General features: G+C 65.0%; 15 protein-coding genes and 1 pseudogene. 8 read left to right on the top strand and 8 right to left on the bottom strand.

The genetic code is table 11. The annotated features are described in order from the left end of the window. Positions 1 to 90: 90 nt before the first annotated feature. Together ACM6LR_RS04345 and ACM6LR_RS04340 are read right to left on the bottom strand one after the other, a co-directional pair. Positions 91 to 1,536, bottom strand: a complete 1,446-nt coding sequence (locus tag ACM6LR_RS04345; RefSeq protein ID WP_414943235.1) for a DnaB-like helicase C-terminal domain-containing protein — start codon at positions 1,534 to 1,536, stop codon at positions 91 to 93. Positions 1,537 to 1,733: 197 nt separating this feature from the next. Further along, positions 1,734 to 3,635, bottom strand: a complete 1,902-nt coding sequence (locus ACM6LR_RS04340; protein ID WP_414943184.1) for a hypothetical protein — start codon at positions 3,633 to 3,635, stop codon at positions 1,734 to 1,736. Positions 3,636 to 3,858: 223 nt separating this feature from the next. Here ACM6LR_RS04340 and ACM6LR_RS04335 point away from each other — a divergent pair, with 223 nt between their 5' ends. From ACM6LR_RS04335 to ACM6LR_RS04320, 4 genes and pseudogenes are all read left to right on the top strand, one after another. Further along, the gene (locus ACM6LR_RS04335) at positions 3,859 to 4,719 is read left to right on the top strand and encodes an LppA family lipoprotein (protein WP_414943183.1); all 861 of its coding nucleotides are present in this window, start codon (positions 3,859 to 3,861) and stop codon (positions 4,717 to 4,719) included. A gap of 534 nt (positions 4,720 to 5,253) precedes the next feature. Further along, entirely contained in the window at positions 5,254 to 5,451 is a 198-nt protein-coding gene (locus ACM6LR_RS04330) for a hypothetical protein (RefSeq protein WP_414943182.1), read from the top strand. Further along, positions 5,448 to 5,708: a hypothetical protein gene (locus tag ACM6LR_RS04325; protein ID WP_414943181.1), complete on the top strand. Its 261-nt coding sequence runs from the start codon at positions 5,448 to 5,450 to the stop codon at positions 5,706 to 5,708. The genes ACM6LR_RS04330 and ACM6LR_RS04325 overlap by 4 nt, the downstream gene beginning before the upstream one ends. Then, positions 5,687 to 6,562, top strand: a pseudogene (locus ACM6LR_RS04320) (IS256 family transposase); the annotation flags it as partial. The gene ACM6LR_RS04325 and the pseudogene ACM6LR_RS04320, both read left to right, overlap by 22 nt. A gap of 169 nt (positions 6,563 to 6,731) precedes the next feature. On the opposite strand, the gene ACM6LR_RS04315 reads toward ACM6LR_RS04320, so the two are convergent. Then, on the bottom strand, positions 6,732 to 7,331 hold the full coding sequence (locus ACM6LR_RS04315; protein WP_414943180.1) for a hypothetical protein: 600 nt from the start codon (positions 7,329 to 7,331) through the stop codon (positions 6,732 to 6,734). A 651-nt stretch (positions 7,332 to 7,982) separates the two neighbouring features. On the opposite strand from ACM6LR_RS04315, the gene ACM6LR_RS04310 reads away from it, so the two are divergent. Both ACM6LR_RS04310 and ACM6LR_RS04305 read left to right on the top strand, forming a co-directional pair. Next, a complete protein-coding gene (locus ACM6LR_RS04310) occupies positions 7,983 to 8,525 on the top strand; it encodes a hypothetical protein (RefSeq protein WP_414943179.1) in 543 nt (180 codons plus the stop codon). Between the two features lie 1,832 nt (positions 8,526 to 10,357). Further along, positions 10,358 to 11,284, top strand: coding sequence for a hypothetical protein (locus ACM6LR_RS04305; protein WP_414936206.1), 927 nt, complete (start codon positions 10,358 to 10,360; stop codon positions 11,282 to 11,284). A gap of 71 nt (positions 11,285 to 11,355) precedes the next feature. On the opposite strand, the gene ACM6LR_RS04300 is transcribed toward ACM6LR_RS04305, so the two are convergent. The 4 genes from ACM6LR_RS04300 to ACM6LR_RS04285 all read right to left on the bottom strand — a co-directional run bounded on the left by ACM6LR_RS04300 (position 11,356) and on the right by ACM6LR_RS04285 (position 13,731). Beyond that, a complete protein-coding gene (locus ACM6LR_RS04300; RefSeq protein ID WP_414943178.1) occupies positions 11,356 to 11,865 on the bottom strand; it encodes a hypothetical protein in 510 nt (169 codons plus the stop codon). A gap of 152 nt (positions 11,866 to 12,017) precedes the next feature. Then, positions 12,018 to 12,458: an SRPBCC family protein gene (locus ACM6LR_RS04295; RefSeq protein WP_414936204.1), complete on the bottom strand. Its 441-nt coding sequence runs from the start codon at positions 12,456 to 12,458 to the stop codon at positions 12,018 to 12,020. A gap of 154 nt (positions 12,459 to 12,612) precedes the next feature. After that, the gene (locus ACM6LR_RS04290; protein ID WP_414936203.1) at positions 12,613 to 12,951 is read right to left on the bottom strand and encodes a hypothetical protein; all 339 of its coding nucleotides are present in this window, start codon (positions 12,949 to 12,951) and stop codon (positions 12,613 to 12,615) included. 210 nt (positions 12,952 to 13,161) lie between these two features. Beyond that, positions 13,162 to 13,731, bottom strand: coding sequence for a TetR/AcrR family transcriptional regulator (locus ACM6LR_RS04285; protein WP_414936202.1), 570 nt, complete (start codon positions 13,729 to 13,731; stop codon positions 13,162 to 13,164). A 53-nt stretch (positions 13,732 to 13,784) separates the two neighbouring features. Between ACM6LR_RS04285 and ACM6LR_RS04280 the strand changes: the two genes are divergently transcribed. Beyond that, entirely contained in the window at positions 13,785 to 14,030 is a 246-nt protein-coding gene (locus ACM6LR_RS04280; RefSeq protein ID WP_414943177.1) for an SDR family NAD(P)-dependent oxidoreductase, read from the top strand. 320 nt (positions 14,031 to 14,350) lie between these two features. Beyond that, a complete protein-coding gene (locus ACM6LR_RS04275) occupies positions 14,351 to 14,554 on the top strand; it encodes a cold-shock protein (RefSeq protein ID WP_005149851.1) in 204 nt (67 codons plus the stop codon). A gap of 64 nt (positions 14,555 to 14,618) precedes the next feature. Here ACM6LR_RS04275 and ACM6LR_RS04270 read toward each other — a convergent pair whose 3' ends face one another. Further along, the gene (locus ACM6LR_RS04270; RefSeq protein ID WP_414936200.1) at positions 14,619 to 15,068 is read right to left on the bottom strand and encodes a MarR family winged helix-turn-helix transcriptional regulator; all 450 of its coding nucleotides are present in this window, start codon (positions 15,066 to 15,068) and stop codon (positions 14,619 to 14,621) included. Positions 15,069 to 15,091 lie beyond the last annotated feature (23 nt).

Genomic DNA, 15,091 nt, shown 5'->3' with positions numbered 1-15,091 from the left:
CATGTTCACGCGACAATCACGAGGAACGCCGCGAATCTTATTCCCACTTCATTTATGCGATGCAGATGAGTTTGCTTTGAGAAAATGAAGTCAAATTTCAGAACCTGCATGTTCCTCCGGGCGAGTGAAGAAGTCGACGAACCGAGAGTAGTGGAGTTGGTGCGCGACCGTGATCGTGGCTGTGCGACCGTGCTTGTGTTTGGCGAGGATGAGGTCGGCTTCGCCCCCGCGCGGGTCGTCGCGTTCCCAGGCGTCGGGGCGGTGGATGAGCAGTACGTAGTCGGCCACGTGGGCGATGGTTCCGGAGTCACGCAGATCGGCAAGGGACGGCAAGGTGGGAATCGGCTGCCGGGGGCCGGGGTTGGTAGACAGCTGCGAGGTGACGACGACAGCGATGCGCGCGTCCAGGGCAAGTCGTTTGAGTCGGCGGGTGATCTCAGCGACTTCTCGCTCGCGGTTCTCGTAGGGCAGGTCACGCCGAGCGGTGATCAGATGAAGTGAATCGATCACGACAAGCTGCACGTCCCGTCGGGTAGCAAGGCTACTGATCTCGCTGGTGAGCGGACCGATCTCGAAGTCCGCGGGGCGGGCGATCACGATCGGCGACCCGCTGATCTCGGTCATTCGCGTGGCCAGGCGAGTCCAGGCGTCGTCGTCCATCCGCCCGGTCCGCATGTCCTCCAGGCGTATCCGAGCTTCGCTGCTGAGCAGCCGCTGGGTAACTGTCTCGACCGTGCCGTCCAACGTCAGGTACGCGGCGGGGATGCCGTGGCGTACGGCTGCCGACCGCGCGAAGGCCAGTGCAAGAGTGCTGGCACCTACGCCAGGCTGAGCGCCGATCACGGTGAGAGAGCCCTTCGGCAGACCGCCGATGATCTCGTCGAGTTCGCCGAAGCCGGTCGGGATGTTCTGCGCGGCTCCTCCCGCGGAAGCGATGGCGTCCAGCTCATTCAGGGTCGACAGGAGCAAGTCGCCCAGTTCCGTAACGTCACTGCTCGTACTGTTCGACGCCGCATCGTCGATAAACGACCGGGCGCGTCGGATGGCCTCGTCGGTGTCGACGCCGGGTTCTTCGTTACCCTTGTCGGCGAGTTCCGCGATCTTTCCAGCGGCGAGCCACAACCGACGAAGTACCGCCTTCTCCGCCACGATCTCGGCGTAGTACCCGGCGTTCGCAACCGTCGGCACCATCTCGGTCAGGGTCTGCAAATACGCGTCACCACCCACGTGAGCCAGTCCGCCCAGCTTCTCCAGCTTCCCGGCGACGGCTTTCAGGTCTGTCGGTTTGCCCTCGCCGTACAGGTCGAGGATGGCGTCGTAGACCGCGGCATGTGTGGCGTCGTAGATGTCACGCGGGTGCAGGACCTCGACCACGTCGGCGATCGCGTCCCTGCTGAGCATCATGCCACCGAGAGTCGCTTGCTCAGCGGCGTGATCATGGGGAAGACCACCTTGACCTCCGCCCCGGCTGTCACCAGCGGCCGCCGCCTCACCGTGTGTACGCTGCGATTCGGGAGACTCGGAAGAAGTGGTCACCCAACCTTTATAGGGTGGCCAGCGGAAGGCGCCGTCGCCGGGGCCAGCAGCAGGTACCCACCCTGCCGCCACCGCGCAGCATCTTCCGGCCATAGTTATTTCGTGCCCGCGACCCTGTCCCATTCTGCGCCCGGTCGGCTACGGTCCATGGCCCGCTCGGTGTGAGTCACTTGTGTCCGTGGCGGGATAGCAGTGGGCTACTGAAGGATCTCGGCGGGAAGGTCGGGGTCGTCGTGGGCGACGCTGATGGCTGAGATGGCTTGGATGACGGCGACAGCGGCTTGTGCTGTGGTCAGGTGGTCGAGTGTGCCCGACAGTTCTGTGTTGTCTGCCGTAATCGTCTTCAGCAGGCTTGCACCAGGGTCCGGGCACGGTGGATGGTCGGCGACGAGTTCGGGTTGCTGACGGAGGATGTGGAGGACGCGGTTCCACCAGATGTTGACCTGGTTGCGCAGGGCGGGTTCGTCGCGGGGATCTTTGCTGTGCAGAGCGGGGAGGTCGGCCGCGTAGCTTCCGGCGAGGGTGGGGTCGAGGGCGGCTGCGACGACGAGGATGTGTGTTTGCAGCCGTTGTTCGGTCCGGTTGCTGTCGTCGCTGGAGAGCAGGACACAGGCTGTCGCGGCGGGAGCGATGACCAGGCTGCTCGCGATCTGGGTTGGTGTTTCGGCTGCGGTGTTCGCTGCGGCGGTGAGGAGCGACAGGAAGTCGCGGTTCAGGCGGAGCCGCTTGTTCGTTTTCGTGTGTGGCCCGGGAAGTAGCTGTTCGAGCGCGTCGAAAAGATCGTTGTAGGGATCGCCCTCGTCATCCGCGTCGTCTTCTCGCAGGGCTTCGATGGCGCGGAGAGGGGGCAGCACAAGGTCCGCGGTCTTGCGGAGTTTGGTGGTGCTGGCCGCTTTCTGGATGGCGTCGGCGCCCAGGGCGGTCAGTGCTTCGCCGGCGATGTGGTGCAAAGGTCCGGCGGTGACGGTGGTGTCGGACAGCGGTGACCAGGGCTCGGTGAAGGCTTCGCTGTCGAGGAGGTCGGGATATAGCAGCGCCGCACGGACGAGTAGATGTGCCTGGGCCGCGCTGGTGAGCTCCTCGTCGTCGTCCTCGTCAGCAACAGTGAGGCGCTCGTCATCGATTTCGGCGAGCACGCCGACTGCGGGACTGACCTGATCGATGCGGAGCCCAGCAAGCCAGAGCCAGGGCGAGCGGGCATGGTCGGTGACATCGTGGCTCAGAGTGGCCAGGACGCGCAGCCCTGCCCACAGCAGCGCCCGTAGTTGGTCGCTGCTACGTCGTTCGCCGGCATCCGGGTCCTCGTCGCTGGACTGGTTCCATTGCAGGCCGTGGCGTTCCATGAACTCTTCGACGAGTACGTGGCCACGCATCCGGTCGTCGTCGAACTCGATAGCCGGCTCGTCGATCTCGCCACGTACGGACTCCAGCAGCTGCTGTGCCAGTGCGGGGTCCCCGCCGCCACGGCCGATCAGCGGCCGCCGGGTGCCGGAGGCGGCTTCGCCGCGGCCGGCCGTGATCAGGAGCGTGCCAAGGTCTCCTGCCACTTCGCGGCCCCAGGGGTGCTGTGTGGCGGCTCCGGCGACAAGATCGGCGGCATCGACCGCTTCGGGGGTGTAGCGGCTTTCACCGCTTGGGTCGTGCAGGTCGCGCACGGCACCGGCGATCAGGAACTGGGCGGCCATCTCGAGCAGGTCACTGCGCAAGTGTTCCGCGACGGGAAACCGGGGGCCGTCGTCGCGTAATGGCGGCAACCAGTCACCCGAGGGGTCTGGTGAGGTCAATTTCGTGGCGCGGAGGGATTCGGTCGTCCAGCCCAGCAGGGCGGGTGCCGCGTCAGCCAGGTGCCGGCCGAGGCTTGCGCCGATGGTCGTGGCGATCTCCAGGATGTTGGTGTCCACCGCGAGGCCGATCATGGCGCCGTCGGGATATCCCAGTACACGCATATCGAGCAGGCCGGGGCCAGTGTCTTCGTCCTCGTCGAAGGCGGGAGGAGCGTCCTCGTCGTCGAGGCTCGGCACTACGGGGACGTCCCAGCCTGCCTTCAGCAGCTCGACGATCAGATCCGGCAAGTGCTCCGCGGCAGCCGCGTCGCTCACCGGCTCCGGTGCGGTCAGTTCCAGCCATACGGCGTACGGCAAGTCCACCCTCCAGCCACTCAAATTTCCGGCCACGACCCGGTGCCAGTTTATGGGCGAAGGCAAACAGCCGCGGGACATCCCGTTCAGCCCGGGTATGTCGAGTTGTAGCGGTGTCAGAGCGTGGGGTGGTTGAGTAGTTTCCCGCTTGGCGCGGCCTGCGGATGATCTTAATGTCGTTCGGGTGGACACTCAGGACGACAAGGAAGCGGGTGAGCTGCCGCGGACTGGCCGTCGGGCCTCGCGGTTGGGCTGCGGGTTAATGGCTTTGGTGGGCTTCGGTGTCGTGGCGACCTTGATCATGATACTCGCGGTGGCGGTGGTTCCGTTCCCGTGTGAGAGCTTCGAGGCGATCTGCGGCAAACAAGATCTGGTCGCGTATATGCCGATGGTCGCGACGATCGTTGGTGTGGTGGGCGCCGGGATCGGCGGGGGAATCGCGCTCCGCCGTCGCCGTTGGTCGGGGCCGTGGGTTCTTGGTGCGTGGCTGCTGGTGTTCGCCGGGTGCGGGTATTCCTGTTCCGTTCTCAGCGCCGAGCCGGATATCGCGGCACGGGACGCGAAGACGGCGGCGGAACGGGAACAGCGGATCGTGGCGATGCGGGCGCGACCGGACTTCGAGACCGTCAAGGCCCGCTACCGGCAGATGCACCAACAGCTTGCTGACGCGGCGGCCGCCGCTGTGCCGGGCTTGAGTTGGCCTACTGAGGATGCTCTGCTCGACGGGAGCCGTAGTGGATGCGACCGGGACACTGCGCACGGCCGTGGCTACCGTGGCACCGGTAGTGCCTCCACCGCCGGGTACACGGTCATTACCGAGGCACAGTGGACCGCCCTCGAGACTGCGCTCCGGGAGGTCGCCGGACGATATGGCTTCACCGGTCCGCCGAGCCACCGGCGGACAGGTCCGAGCGATCCGCAACCACCTGGATTCGTATGGACATCCCCTGAAGGAGCCCGCATCGAGGGCTACCTGACGCGGTTCGACCACGGGCTCTCTTTGTCCTTCGACACAGCATGTTTTCTGCCGAAGGCCCGGCGCTGACGGGAGGTCTGATCAGATGCGTGCGGCGGGAGACGTCGGCGTGTTCGTGGACGATGGTCTGCACCTTGACGAGCCCGGCAGCCTCGCGACCGGCAACTGCGCACCCGCCGCAGGGTGCTCCCCGGGTGCTCCTGTGCCGAATCATTGCCCGACACTGGCAGGCACTACACGCCACTCGAAGGTGAACGTCTCTCGCATCAACCTGCGCTAGCGGTGCAGAGTGACACTGAGCGGCACTCGGTGACACCGGGTAGCCGCAAACTTTTAATCCGTAGGTTCTGGGTTCGAGCCCCAGGCGGCCCACTCCCTCGACATCCTCGCTGGCCAGCGAGGATGTTCATCTTTCTGTGGCATGTCCACCTCGGCGCTGACCGCGATGGGGCTCTGTTTCGTCTCCGTTCGCTCCGCTGTGCCGAAGTGCGTGCCCAAGCTAGTTGCAGCGGGTCCACGGCGCGCCGATGCTTTTGCCACCGGGTGGGGCAGCGGCGCGCCTGGCTCTGCGACATCCCTGCCGTTTTTGTGACGTTGACGGTCATGACCGACCATGCGCGGCCGGGGGCCGCGAGCACCTCCTCAGCACCGAGATCAGCGTCGGCCTCGTTGAAGCGGCTGCCTGAGCTGACGCGGGCCGCGATGTGGTGGACCGCGAGTGTGATCGCGGTCCTGACCGCGGGTGCGGTGATCGCGTTGTGGTGGCCTGCCACTGCCGGCTCCCGGGCGCGGACCTGGTGAAGGCGCGGCCGGACGCGCTGAGCATCGGCGTCGGCAGCGGCGGCGTGGTCGCGCTCTATCTCGCCTGGCGACGCCAGCACTCCACCGAAGCCGACCTCGGCAACGCGAACGCGCCCTACCTCAACAGTACGAAGGCCTCGCTCACCAACAGGCCGTCGCCGCCACCACCCAAGCGCACCAAGAACGCGTCGCTGACGACGCCCACGCCGATGCCACCGCCCGCCGGAGCACCCAGCTGTACCAAGTTCAAGGGGTGAACGCCTCACGGGAATTGATCTCTAACATCACCGAGGTCGTGGTCGACGAGATCAAGGCATGGCAATCGCGTCCACTCGACGGGGTTTACCCGATTCTCTATGTCGATGGAATCCGGATCCGGGTCAAGGACAACGGCGTGGTCACCACCAAGGTCGCTTACCTGGCCAACGGGGTCGACGTCGATGGCCGCAAGCACGCCCTCGGCTGCTGGATCTCCGACGCCGAGGCCGCGAAGTTCTGACCGAAGGTCGTCACCGACCTGCGCAACCGTGGCGAGAAAGACATCCTGATCGCCTGCTGCGACGGCTTGACCGGCCTGCCCGACGCGATCAAGACAGTCTTTCCTGACACTGTCGTCCAGACTTGCGTGGTCCACGTGATCCGCAACGCCTCGAATTTCGTATCCTATGGTGACCGCAAGAAGACCGCCTCATCGATGCGTGAGATCTACTGTGCACCCACGTTCGACGGCGCGGAACTCGCGCTCGCTGAACTCGACAAGACTTGAGGAACCCAATATTTTGGAGGCATCGACGTGTGGCGCAACGCCTGGAACGACTTCATTCCTTTCCTCGACTACCCGGCCGAACTCCGCAAAATCGTTTATACAACCAACGCCGTCGAATCCATCAACTTCCAACTACGCAAAATCACCAGAAATCGCGGACACTTCCCCGACAAAGACGCGGCCATGAAACTGCTTTACCTCGGACTCCGAAACAAATCCAGCCAACGCGGAGGTACATCAGGAACCGGAACACACGGATGGAAAGTGGCACTCAACACACTCGCCCGAGTCTTCCCGGGAAGACTCCCGTTCCGATCACTTGCAACTGTAAGTAATCACCTCTGACTTACACAAAAGCGTGACAGGCTCGGGTCTCCCGCAGCGGGACAAGATTTCCAGCACACCAGCGAAGCCTGCCGCGTGCCCGACTCCGGCGACTACACAGCCGTCGAGATCGCGGAGTTGCTCTGCGGTGAACCGCACCTACGTTCGCGTTCCGCTGGCGGGCGAGGAATTATGATGACGTATCGCTCCTCTCAGGCGGTGGTGCCGGTGCGGCGGGCGGGGCGGGCACGGTACTGCTCGGCCCGGCAGGGGGGTTGTTGCGCAGCCGGGCAAGACGTTTCGCCGCCCACCAAGGCGAGATCAACGACAGGGTGATCATCAGGCTCCAGAACACCACTCTCAGCAATACCCACCACAACGGGTCGGAGCCCAGCGAAAGCAAGCCCAGCGCGAGAAAAACAGCAAATACTCCTACTGACGGCCACCGGGTCACCCGTGCGGTGCGTACTCCGTCCTCGGCGACGTCGACCGCGATTCGGTACACGACCGGGTCCTGGGGAACCGGACCGAACGACGAAGCACGTATCGCCCGTCGAACCTGGGGAAGCGTCAACTCCTGCCCATGCACGTACTGTAACGTGCGCAACCGCTCACGCCACGCCACGGCCACCAGTCCGCCTCCCACTATCGCGCCGAGGACGATGGCACCCAAGAGCACCACAACCCACCACGGCACCTCATCGACCATGAAGAACAGCACCATGCCTGCGAGTCCGACGGCCAGCCCGACGACCCCCACCACATACCAAATTTTCGCTCTCTGCCCCATGGCATCATCCTTTCATAGGATGCTTTGTTGTTGCCGACGACGACGACAACCACCGCGTCTTCCTCGACCCCCGCCGAGATGTCCGATGCCACGCCTCGATGGCCTCCAGCAATCACTGGACTGAGCCCTGTGTGACGAAGCTCGTGACCTGGACCTTGAAACTCCTACGGGCGAAGGCGCGGTGTGAGATTCCGCCGAAGGCGAGGCCGGGTGAGCAACTTCGGTTACCGGACACTTTGTCTCAGGTGACCGTTGGTCACCAGGGAGAATGACGGCGACGAACCCGGTAGCGGCCCGCACGCGGGCGGCGAATCGCCGGACATGCCGACGAGTTTCGCGCCGACCGATGCTTCACGGGTCAGGCGACATCTATCGCGACCTGAACTTGACCCGTTCGAAGCGAACAACGTGATGCTGGACCGAATCGACAAGGCGCTGGCTGAAGGGAGACCGCCTGTCCGAGGCGCAGACGAACTTCATGCGGCACGAAACAGTTGAAGCGAAACTGATGGATGACGGAATGGGATACGACGAGGCTCACGCGGAGGCGTTGAAGTCTCATCCGCCAGGTAAGAACTATGATCCCGACGTGATCGATCAGTCGCCGGAGTTTAATCCGTGGTGGCGGAAGATGAACGGGTTGGGGCCCCGATGAGCGTTGTCGACGTCGAGCGACATGGCATCGTCGCGATCAGCGAAGGCGACCATGAAGCGGCGTACCGGGCCACGGAATGGCTGCGGTCGTCCCGATCGGCGTCAGTCACATCCCGTTCGATGGCGCCCATCCGGATGCATGTCGAAGCGCTGCGCAGGTTCGGCGGACTCAGTCCGCGTGCCCTCATCGGCGGGCAGTTCGTTCCCGGCCCAGGTGACCGGACACAGCTTAGTGTCGGCGTTGCGGGTTTCGGACTATTCGACGCAGAGGACGAGCCGACCTGTGCAAGCAGGCTGTGGAACCAGCCGTTCACCATCGGTCTGCCCAGCGAATTCGCCCGTTCGGTGGCGAGGACCCTGGGCGAGGGACCTCAGCTTCCCTCAGGAATGCTGACGATCGACCGGGCGGGCTTTGATCCAATGAACTCGTCGGAAATGGTCTTCGCCCAGACCGCGTCCGTTCTCCAGGCCGTGTTGGTGGCTCGTGTCGGTGGCGAAGATGCAGACGAGGCGGCCCGCGCGGTAGTGCGCACCTGGTGATCTCGCTGTGCCGTCGGGCCGGAGCTGACTCAAAGACCGACAGTCCGTGACTGTCCTCCACGTCACCACGTTTCTACTGATTGCCATTGGACAGGGAACCCGCAGGTAGAATCCCTGCAAATAGGACCCATCCCAAGATATCGTGATCGAACCCGCGGGCTTTCAATCCGTAGGTTCTGGGTTCGAGCCCCAGGCGGCCCCCCCTCCATCAACATTCCCGCTGATCAGCGGGAATGTTGATCTTTCTGTGGCCTGCCTGCCTCGGCGTTGACCGCGATGGGGCTCTGTTTCGTCTCCGTTCGCTCCGCTGTGCCGAAGTTTCGCGTCCAGCTAGCCGCACCTGGACGGTGGGTTGCTCGACCGGCCGAACCGACGGGCCGGGAGGGGGTTCACCGTGACCTCCGGCGACCTGTGACCCAACCGCTCTGCCTGTTCAGCGGATGTGACAGCGATGAGGACTGCTGCGGGAACTCTCGTTGGCATCCAAAGAGAATTTTCACCACGATCGTGTTACGTGATTATTCGTTCCACCCGGTAGATGGTCATCAATTCGAGCGGATCAGCCGGAAAGGTGTTGACCGTCCTGCCGCGGCGCTACTCGCGGAATTGTTGCTGGTCAGTCCCGGGCGGCCGTTTCGTGAATGTCGGCCAAGGCGCGGTTGAGGTGATTTGTGCGGTGGGGGCGTGACGTAGCCGGAAACCGGTATGGCTATGGTGTTTCCACGGGCGATCGCGGCACTGACGTGTCGATGAGGACCGCATATGGATTCGACGGATAATCGGAGTTGGCCGCAGTGACGGACGTGGGAAACCAGGCGAGTGGCACATCACGTGTCAGTTGTTTCCTGGTTCGTGCGCTCGTCGTGCTGGGCGGCGCGGTGGCGGCCACCGCTATGGCATGGTCCGCCGACAATGTGACTCGAGCGGATGCCTCCGTCCCCGAGAACAGCGCGGGATCGGCTACCTCGGTCGAGATCGATCAGCCGCCATCACCGATGTTGTCGCAGGCGGAAGATCGAGCACGCGTGGTGATACGTCGAGCTCTCCCTGAAACTGTGACCCCGTCCTTGAGTCACGCCGCAGAAAGCGTGCGCGCCTTCGACCCCCGCACAGTTGTGCCGTTGACTTACCTGGGCTCGGTGGTGAAACCCGCCGCGGGCATCGTGACTTCTGTTGCCGCCTCGGCACATCGCGTGACGGCTCTGACGGTCGATGACCCGATGCCGCAGCGGCCTTCGGAAGTCGTGCGTGACCACATCGGCGATGTCATGGCCGTCGGTACCGGGTCCGGCCCGGTTCCAGCCGTTGCCGGCCTGCCTGCTCAAGGTGGGGCAGCGGACGCCTCCGAGTCGGCTGATTCGCCATGCCTGCGTCATTTTGCCGGTGGTGATTCGTCTTCGATGCCGCCGCACGTATATCCGCGTATTTCAGCGCACGACGGTCGGGATTTCGTTCCGCCGTGGTCGCCGCTGTCGGCGTGTGGAGCCTCCACGAGCGCCGCTGTGGTAAACGGTGGCGACCACAGGGTCAGTGCCACTATGCCTGGACGCTCCGCGTCGAGTGCCCGGCCTTCCCCGCGTAACTGCGACTTCGGACGGCAGGCCACCCGCGCCACCGCGATCCGCCCGGGCGTCACACCCGGTTAATCGCATTCCGACCGTGTACGTGGTCGGTCTTCTCCTGCTCGCCTCGGCTTGGCCGATCTTTGCCACCAGGTGAGCGGCTTTCACGGCTTCTCGCCGTTTTTCCTTTCCCGTGGTGGACCTGGTCGCGATGACGTGTCGGCAACCACCACGACGTATTTCCCATTGATGATCAAAGGAGTATTTGTCATGCAGAACTGGGTGAAGTACATCCTGCAGACCTCGTTGGTCGGTAGTGGACTGCTGACGCTGGGCACGGGTATCGCCTCGGCGGCCGAGAACGTCAACCCCGATCTGCCCGCGTCGCCGCTGGACCAGATCGCCGCCCCCGCGGTCAGCGGGCTGACCGACGCCATGCGGCAGGCGCAGCCGCTGCACCAGCTGGCCACGGCGGACCAGGACTCCCTGCGACCCACCGTCCACGCCGCGGCCACCGAGGTTCCGGCCGCCGTGCCGCCCATCAAGACCCCGGCCGGACCGGTCTACCTGATCCCGGCGGACTTGCTGCACTCCCTGCCGGTGCAGCTCAGCAATGTCGCCGACGAGGTGCGGGAGCCGGACCTGCACAGCCCGCTGGGTGCTGAGCTGGGCGCCGCGGAGTTGCCTGCCCTGCCGGTTCTTTCGAAGGTGGAGCCCGCCGAGGGCCCGCTTCCGGTGCGGCTGCCGAGCACACCCGTCCAGAGCGAATTGGCGGTGCTCCCCGTGCCGGTGAACGGAACCGTCGCCACCGACCCGCTCGACGCTGACTCGGGTACCAGGGTGACCGCCTTGACCGTTGCCGCGCCGTCGATGGCGAACGCGCAGGACACCCCCAGCCCGGCCGCGACGTCGGGGATGTACGCCGTACCGGGCCGCACTCAACGCGCCGACAACCCTCTCACCGCGCTTCCGCTGCAAGGGCTCTTGCCGATCGGCCAGTCGATTCTTCCCGCGAACCTGGGTACAGGTGGCCTGCCGTTGTTCGGTGAACTCGTCGCACTGACCCGGAATGTTCCCGCCCTCAACACCGGCCGGAGCGTGACCGACACCGCCAAGTCTTCGCCGGTGGTTGGCGCACCCGGCCTGATCGCTGTGCAACAGGTCACCCGTTCGGCGAACACCATGCTCCGCGGGTAACGCCGGTATTCGATACAGATCGACCAGGCCTGGGTGCAACCGCACCCAGGCCTGTTTCTTCACGCACCTGATCAGCTGTTCGTCGCGCGGTTGTCGAGATAGTGGATGGTGCAGCCGATCAGCCGTTGAGCGGCGTCCGACGCGTGAGCCGAGCACAATGAGCCGGTCGCGCCATCTTCATCGGTGGCGGTCGCTGTGGCGGGTTCCGTGCAGGGTGTGTGGAGCCGGTCGTATTCCCAGGTATTGGCGCAACCGCTTTTGGTGCACCAGGCTCGGTCGTCGGCCGAACGCAAGGTGACGCCGTGGGCAGGGCAGACGCCCCAAGGGACGTCGCACAGATTAGGGTCGCGAGACACCCGGACGCGGGTCAGGTACTCGGCGGTCCGGGTGATCTCGTCGGTGCAGTCGATCAGGTCGTCGGTGGCTTTGTGCATGGGCTGAGCCAAACGTTGCAAGTGATCGTCAGCCGCGGTCGTCAGGCGGGTGGCCAGTTCCGCGGTTCGTTCGGCGAGAGCGTCGGCCTCGGCAGCCAACGCCCGCAAGTCGGCCGGCATGGGTTCTGGCTTCGTCGGCTCAGGCATCGTGGGTCCTTGCTTGCGTGAAGGCGGGAGGAGAATCTTGGCTGGTCCGCGAAGAGGAGACCATCCGTGAGCGAAGGAACCGGCCGATCGGCTCTCATCCGCGTTGGTGGACGCTGCCACCGCGACAACGAGGTTTGAATTTTCCTACGAAGTCAGCGGGCTTCGATGACGGTTTTGAATTCCGCCGCGGCCCGCTCGACCTTCTTCTGCGGGTCGGCCAGTAGCGAAGCGACAGCTTCGCCCAGCTTGCCGGCCGGGGGCTCGTACTCGAGGGCGATCTCGACGCCGGTGCGGCCGTCACCCTTGTCGTCGAACCGTACGACGCCCGAGTTCTTGACGTCCGGGTCGGCGTCGTCGACGGTGGCCCACGCGATTTTTCGCGGTGGTGCGTCTTCGACGATGCGAGCTTCCCATTCCACGGTGGTTCCCAGCGGGCCGTCGACCTTCCACCTGGTCCGTGACGCGTCGTCGTCCACGGCCTCCACGGATTTGACGTCGGAGAACACCTGGGGCAGCCGAGTCAGGGGCCGCCACCAGTCGTAACACGCCTGAGCGGGTGCGTTGACCTCCACATAGTGCGCAACAGCAGCCACCACGACCTCCTTGAAGGGTAATCCGGCTCCGTCACGGCCGGTATTCAAGACTTACCCGGTCGCCGCGACCGGAAACCCCGTGTCACCCCGCCGGTCGAGACTGCCGATGACCGGTCGCCGTCTGTGTCCGGCCGAGACACGGCCCCTGACTTGGTCAGGAATGCCACTCCTCCCGCCAGTCCGGATGGGTTCGGTAAACGGACGCGACCAGCTTCACCGATGCGTCGTCGTGGCCATCGCGGATCTCACGGCGCAAGAATTCGACCTTCTCGGCGAACGGCACCGGGTGTCGGTCCTCCATCGCCCCCACCGGTCCACCGACGAGGAGGAGCCCGTCACCATCGTCGGCGTACATGATCCGAAGCAAGCCTCGTCGCTCGGCTTCGTCCAGCTGAGGCAGCTCGCGCGCATGGAATCGCTTCTCGTCCTCCGAGAGCCGGGCGAGCACGAACGCGTCCAGCTTCGCGGTCGGCTGGTCATCGAGGTTCGTCATGAGAAGTGACTACCCGCCTACCGGACAAAGCACACACCGCTCAGGAGATGACGCGGAGGTCGCTCGGCCATGCCCCGGTCGTTGCGGCTGGACGGCTTGGCGCGCCGCGAGGTCGGTTCGCAGCAACCTCCTTCGGTGCCGTACTCGAGATGGGCGGATCGACTCCGACCCTTCGATGCGCGTAGCGACCGCCGAGGGAGTGCGCCACATTCAGTCGTGGTGCGCGCGGAGACCGTCGACGAGGATCGACAGCAACCGAGGCCCTCGCTCGTCGAGTTCGGCGTCGTCCAGCCGTGATAACCAGCTGATGAGCACGATGACGTCCCTCGCTTCGGCGTCGGTGCGGACACTGCCGTCCGAGCGGCCGGCGGCCAGCAGCAGTTCCACCGCGTCGCCGATCGGGCCGAAGCTGTGGGCGGCGAGGTCACGCCACGTCGCCGCTTCGACGGCGGCGAACACGTCGCGTTTGACCCTGGCGTACGCGGCCACCCGATCGAACCACGCCGCCAGCGCGTCCAGCGGCTTGTACGTCGCCAGCAGCCGTGGAGCCGCGGCGACCAGGTCTTCCACGTCACGGCGGTAAACCTCGGCGAGGAGGTCCTCACGCGTCGGGAAGTGCCGGTACAGCGTGCCCTGCCCGATGCCGCAGGCCTTCGCGACCGCGTTGAGCTTCAGCTCGCCCGGCCCGCGCACCAGATCACGCGCCGCTCGAAGGATCCGTTCGCGGTTGCGCTGGGCGTCCGCACGGCGGGAGACGCCGTTCTCAACGGAAGCGGACATGTGTCCGCTATGGTGGTCAGGATAACCGGACATATGTCCACTCTAGTCGGAGGATGTTCGTGACCTTGCACGGCAGGGTGGTCGCCATCACCGGCGCCAGCGGCGGGATCGGTGAAACGACGGCGCGCCACCTCGCCTCGCTCGGCGCGCCCGTCGTCCTCTGCGCCCGCCGCGCCGACCGGCTGGACCGGCTCGCCGCCGAGATCGAAGCCGACGGTGGCCAGGCGGCCGCCATCAGCGTGGACGTCACCGATCTCCCCCGGCTAAGTCCGCACCGAACTCATCGACAACGCAGTTGACGATCCGAGCCTCCGGGAGCGGGTCAAGGGAACCATGGCCGATCTCGGGATCGATCCCGCGGCGGTGGCCGGAGCGATCGCCTTCGCGATCGACCAACCCGACGACGTCGAGGTCGGGAGCCGACCCTCCGGACGACTCGCCAGGGGTAAAAATTTTTGGGCACCGGCACCGCGCTGACCTGCGGAAAGTTCTTCTTCGCGACTCGGATCTCAGAGTTTTTTGGGACACGGCGTGTGCTCTCCGGCGGCACCTGTCAGAATGGTTACTGAGATCGGAGCATCGAATGGGCTCAGACTCGCTATGAAGAGCAGGTAAAAGTATGGCTCAGGGCAGCGTTAAGTGGTTCAACGGCGAAAAGGGCTTCGGCTTTATCGCGCAGGACGACGGCGGACCGGACGTGTTCGTGCACTACTCGGAAATCCAGGGGAGCGGCTTCAAGTCCCTGGATGAAGGGCAGCGCGTGGAGTTCGAGATCGGCCAAGGCCAGAAGGGCCCCCAGGCCCAGCGCGTCGTCGCCATCTGACGTTTTTTCATACCGAAGGCCCCTGCCCGAACCGGGTGGGGGTCTTCGGTCGTTCAAGGGGTGCTCAGTGATCTAGCCGACGTGTGACGGCTGTCATGGCCCGGCCGACGGCCCGAAGGTCTTCCGGCCCGATCACGTCCACGAAATGCTCCCGGACGGTGCGTAGGTTGTCCGGCGCCGCGCGCCGCAAAGTCTCGTGTCCCGCTTCGGTGAGCAGTGCGCTTACCCCTCGTCCGTCCTCGGCGGCCGACTCCCGCCGGACCAGGCCACGGGTCTCCAGCCCGTTGACGCGGTGGGACAGCCGGCTGCGCGAGTAGTACGCCGACTTGGCGAGGTCGGCCATCCGCATCGAGTGCCCGTCCGCTTCGGAGAGCCTCACCAGCAGTTCGAATTCCGCGAGCGACAGTCCGTGCCGCTCCCGCAGCCTCCGGTCGAGCAGGTCGACGAACCGGACCGATCCTTCGATGAACGCCCGCCAGTCGCGCTGCTGATCCGCTTCGAGCCAGTTGGTCACGCCGCCAAGGTAGCAGTTGACGC

The organism is Amycolatopsis sp. cmx-11-32 (assembly GCF_047608695.1).
Taxonomy (GTDB): Bacteria; Actinomycetota; Actinomycetes; order Mycobacteriales; family Pseudonocardiaceae; genus Amycolatopsis.
This window is presented reverse-complemented; position numbering and strand designations above follow the sequence as displayed.

What these genes read in the sequence shown, in the direction of transcription:
- ACM6LR_RS04330 (WP_414943182.1), top strand. Translation starts at nt 5,254, where the DNA reads ATGACCGACCATGCGCGGCCGGGGGCCGCGAGCACCTCCTCAGCACCG.
- ACM6LR_RS04315 (WP_414943180.1), bottom strand. Translation starts at nt 7,331, where the DNA reads ATGGGGCAGAGAGCGAAAATTTGGTATGTGGTGGGGGTCGTCGGGCTG.
- ACM6LR_RS04310 (WP_414943179.1), top strand. Translation starts at nt 7,983, where the DNA reads ATGAGCGTTGTCGACGTCGAGCGACATGGCATCGTCGCGATCAGCGAA.
- ACM6LR_RS04305 (WP_414936206.1), top strand. Translation starts at nt 10,358, where the DNA reads ATGCAGAACTGGGTGAAGTACATCCTGCAGACCTCGTTGGTCGGTAGT.
- ACM6LR_RS04300 (WP_414943178.1), bottom strand. Translation starts at nt 11,865, where the DNA reads ATGCCTGAGCCGACGAAGCCAGAACCCATGCCGGCCGACTTGCGGGCG.
- ACM6LR_RS04290 (WP_414936203.1), bottom strand. Translation starts at nt 12,951, where the DNA reads ATGACGAACCTCGATGACCAGCCGACCGCGAAGCTGGACGCGTTCGTG.
- ACM6LR_RS04285 (WP_414936202.1), bottom strand. Translation starts at nt 13,731, where the DNA reads ATGTCCGCTTCCGTTGAGAACGGCGTCTCCCGCCGTGCGGACGCCCAG.
- ACM6LR_RS04280 (WP_414943177.1), top strand. Translation starts at nt 13,785, where the DNA reads ATGTTCGTGACCTTGCACGGCAGGGTGGTCGCCATCACCGGCGCCAGC.
- ACM6LR_RS04275 (WP_005149851.1), top strand. Translation starts at nt 14,351, where the DNA reads ATGGCTCAGGGCAGCGTTAAGTGGTTCAACGGCGAAAAGGGCTTCGGC.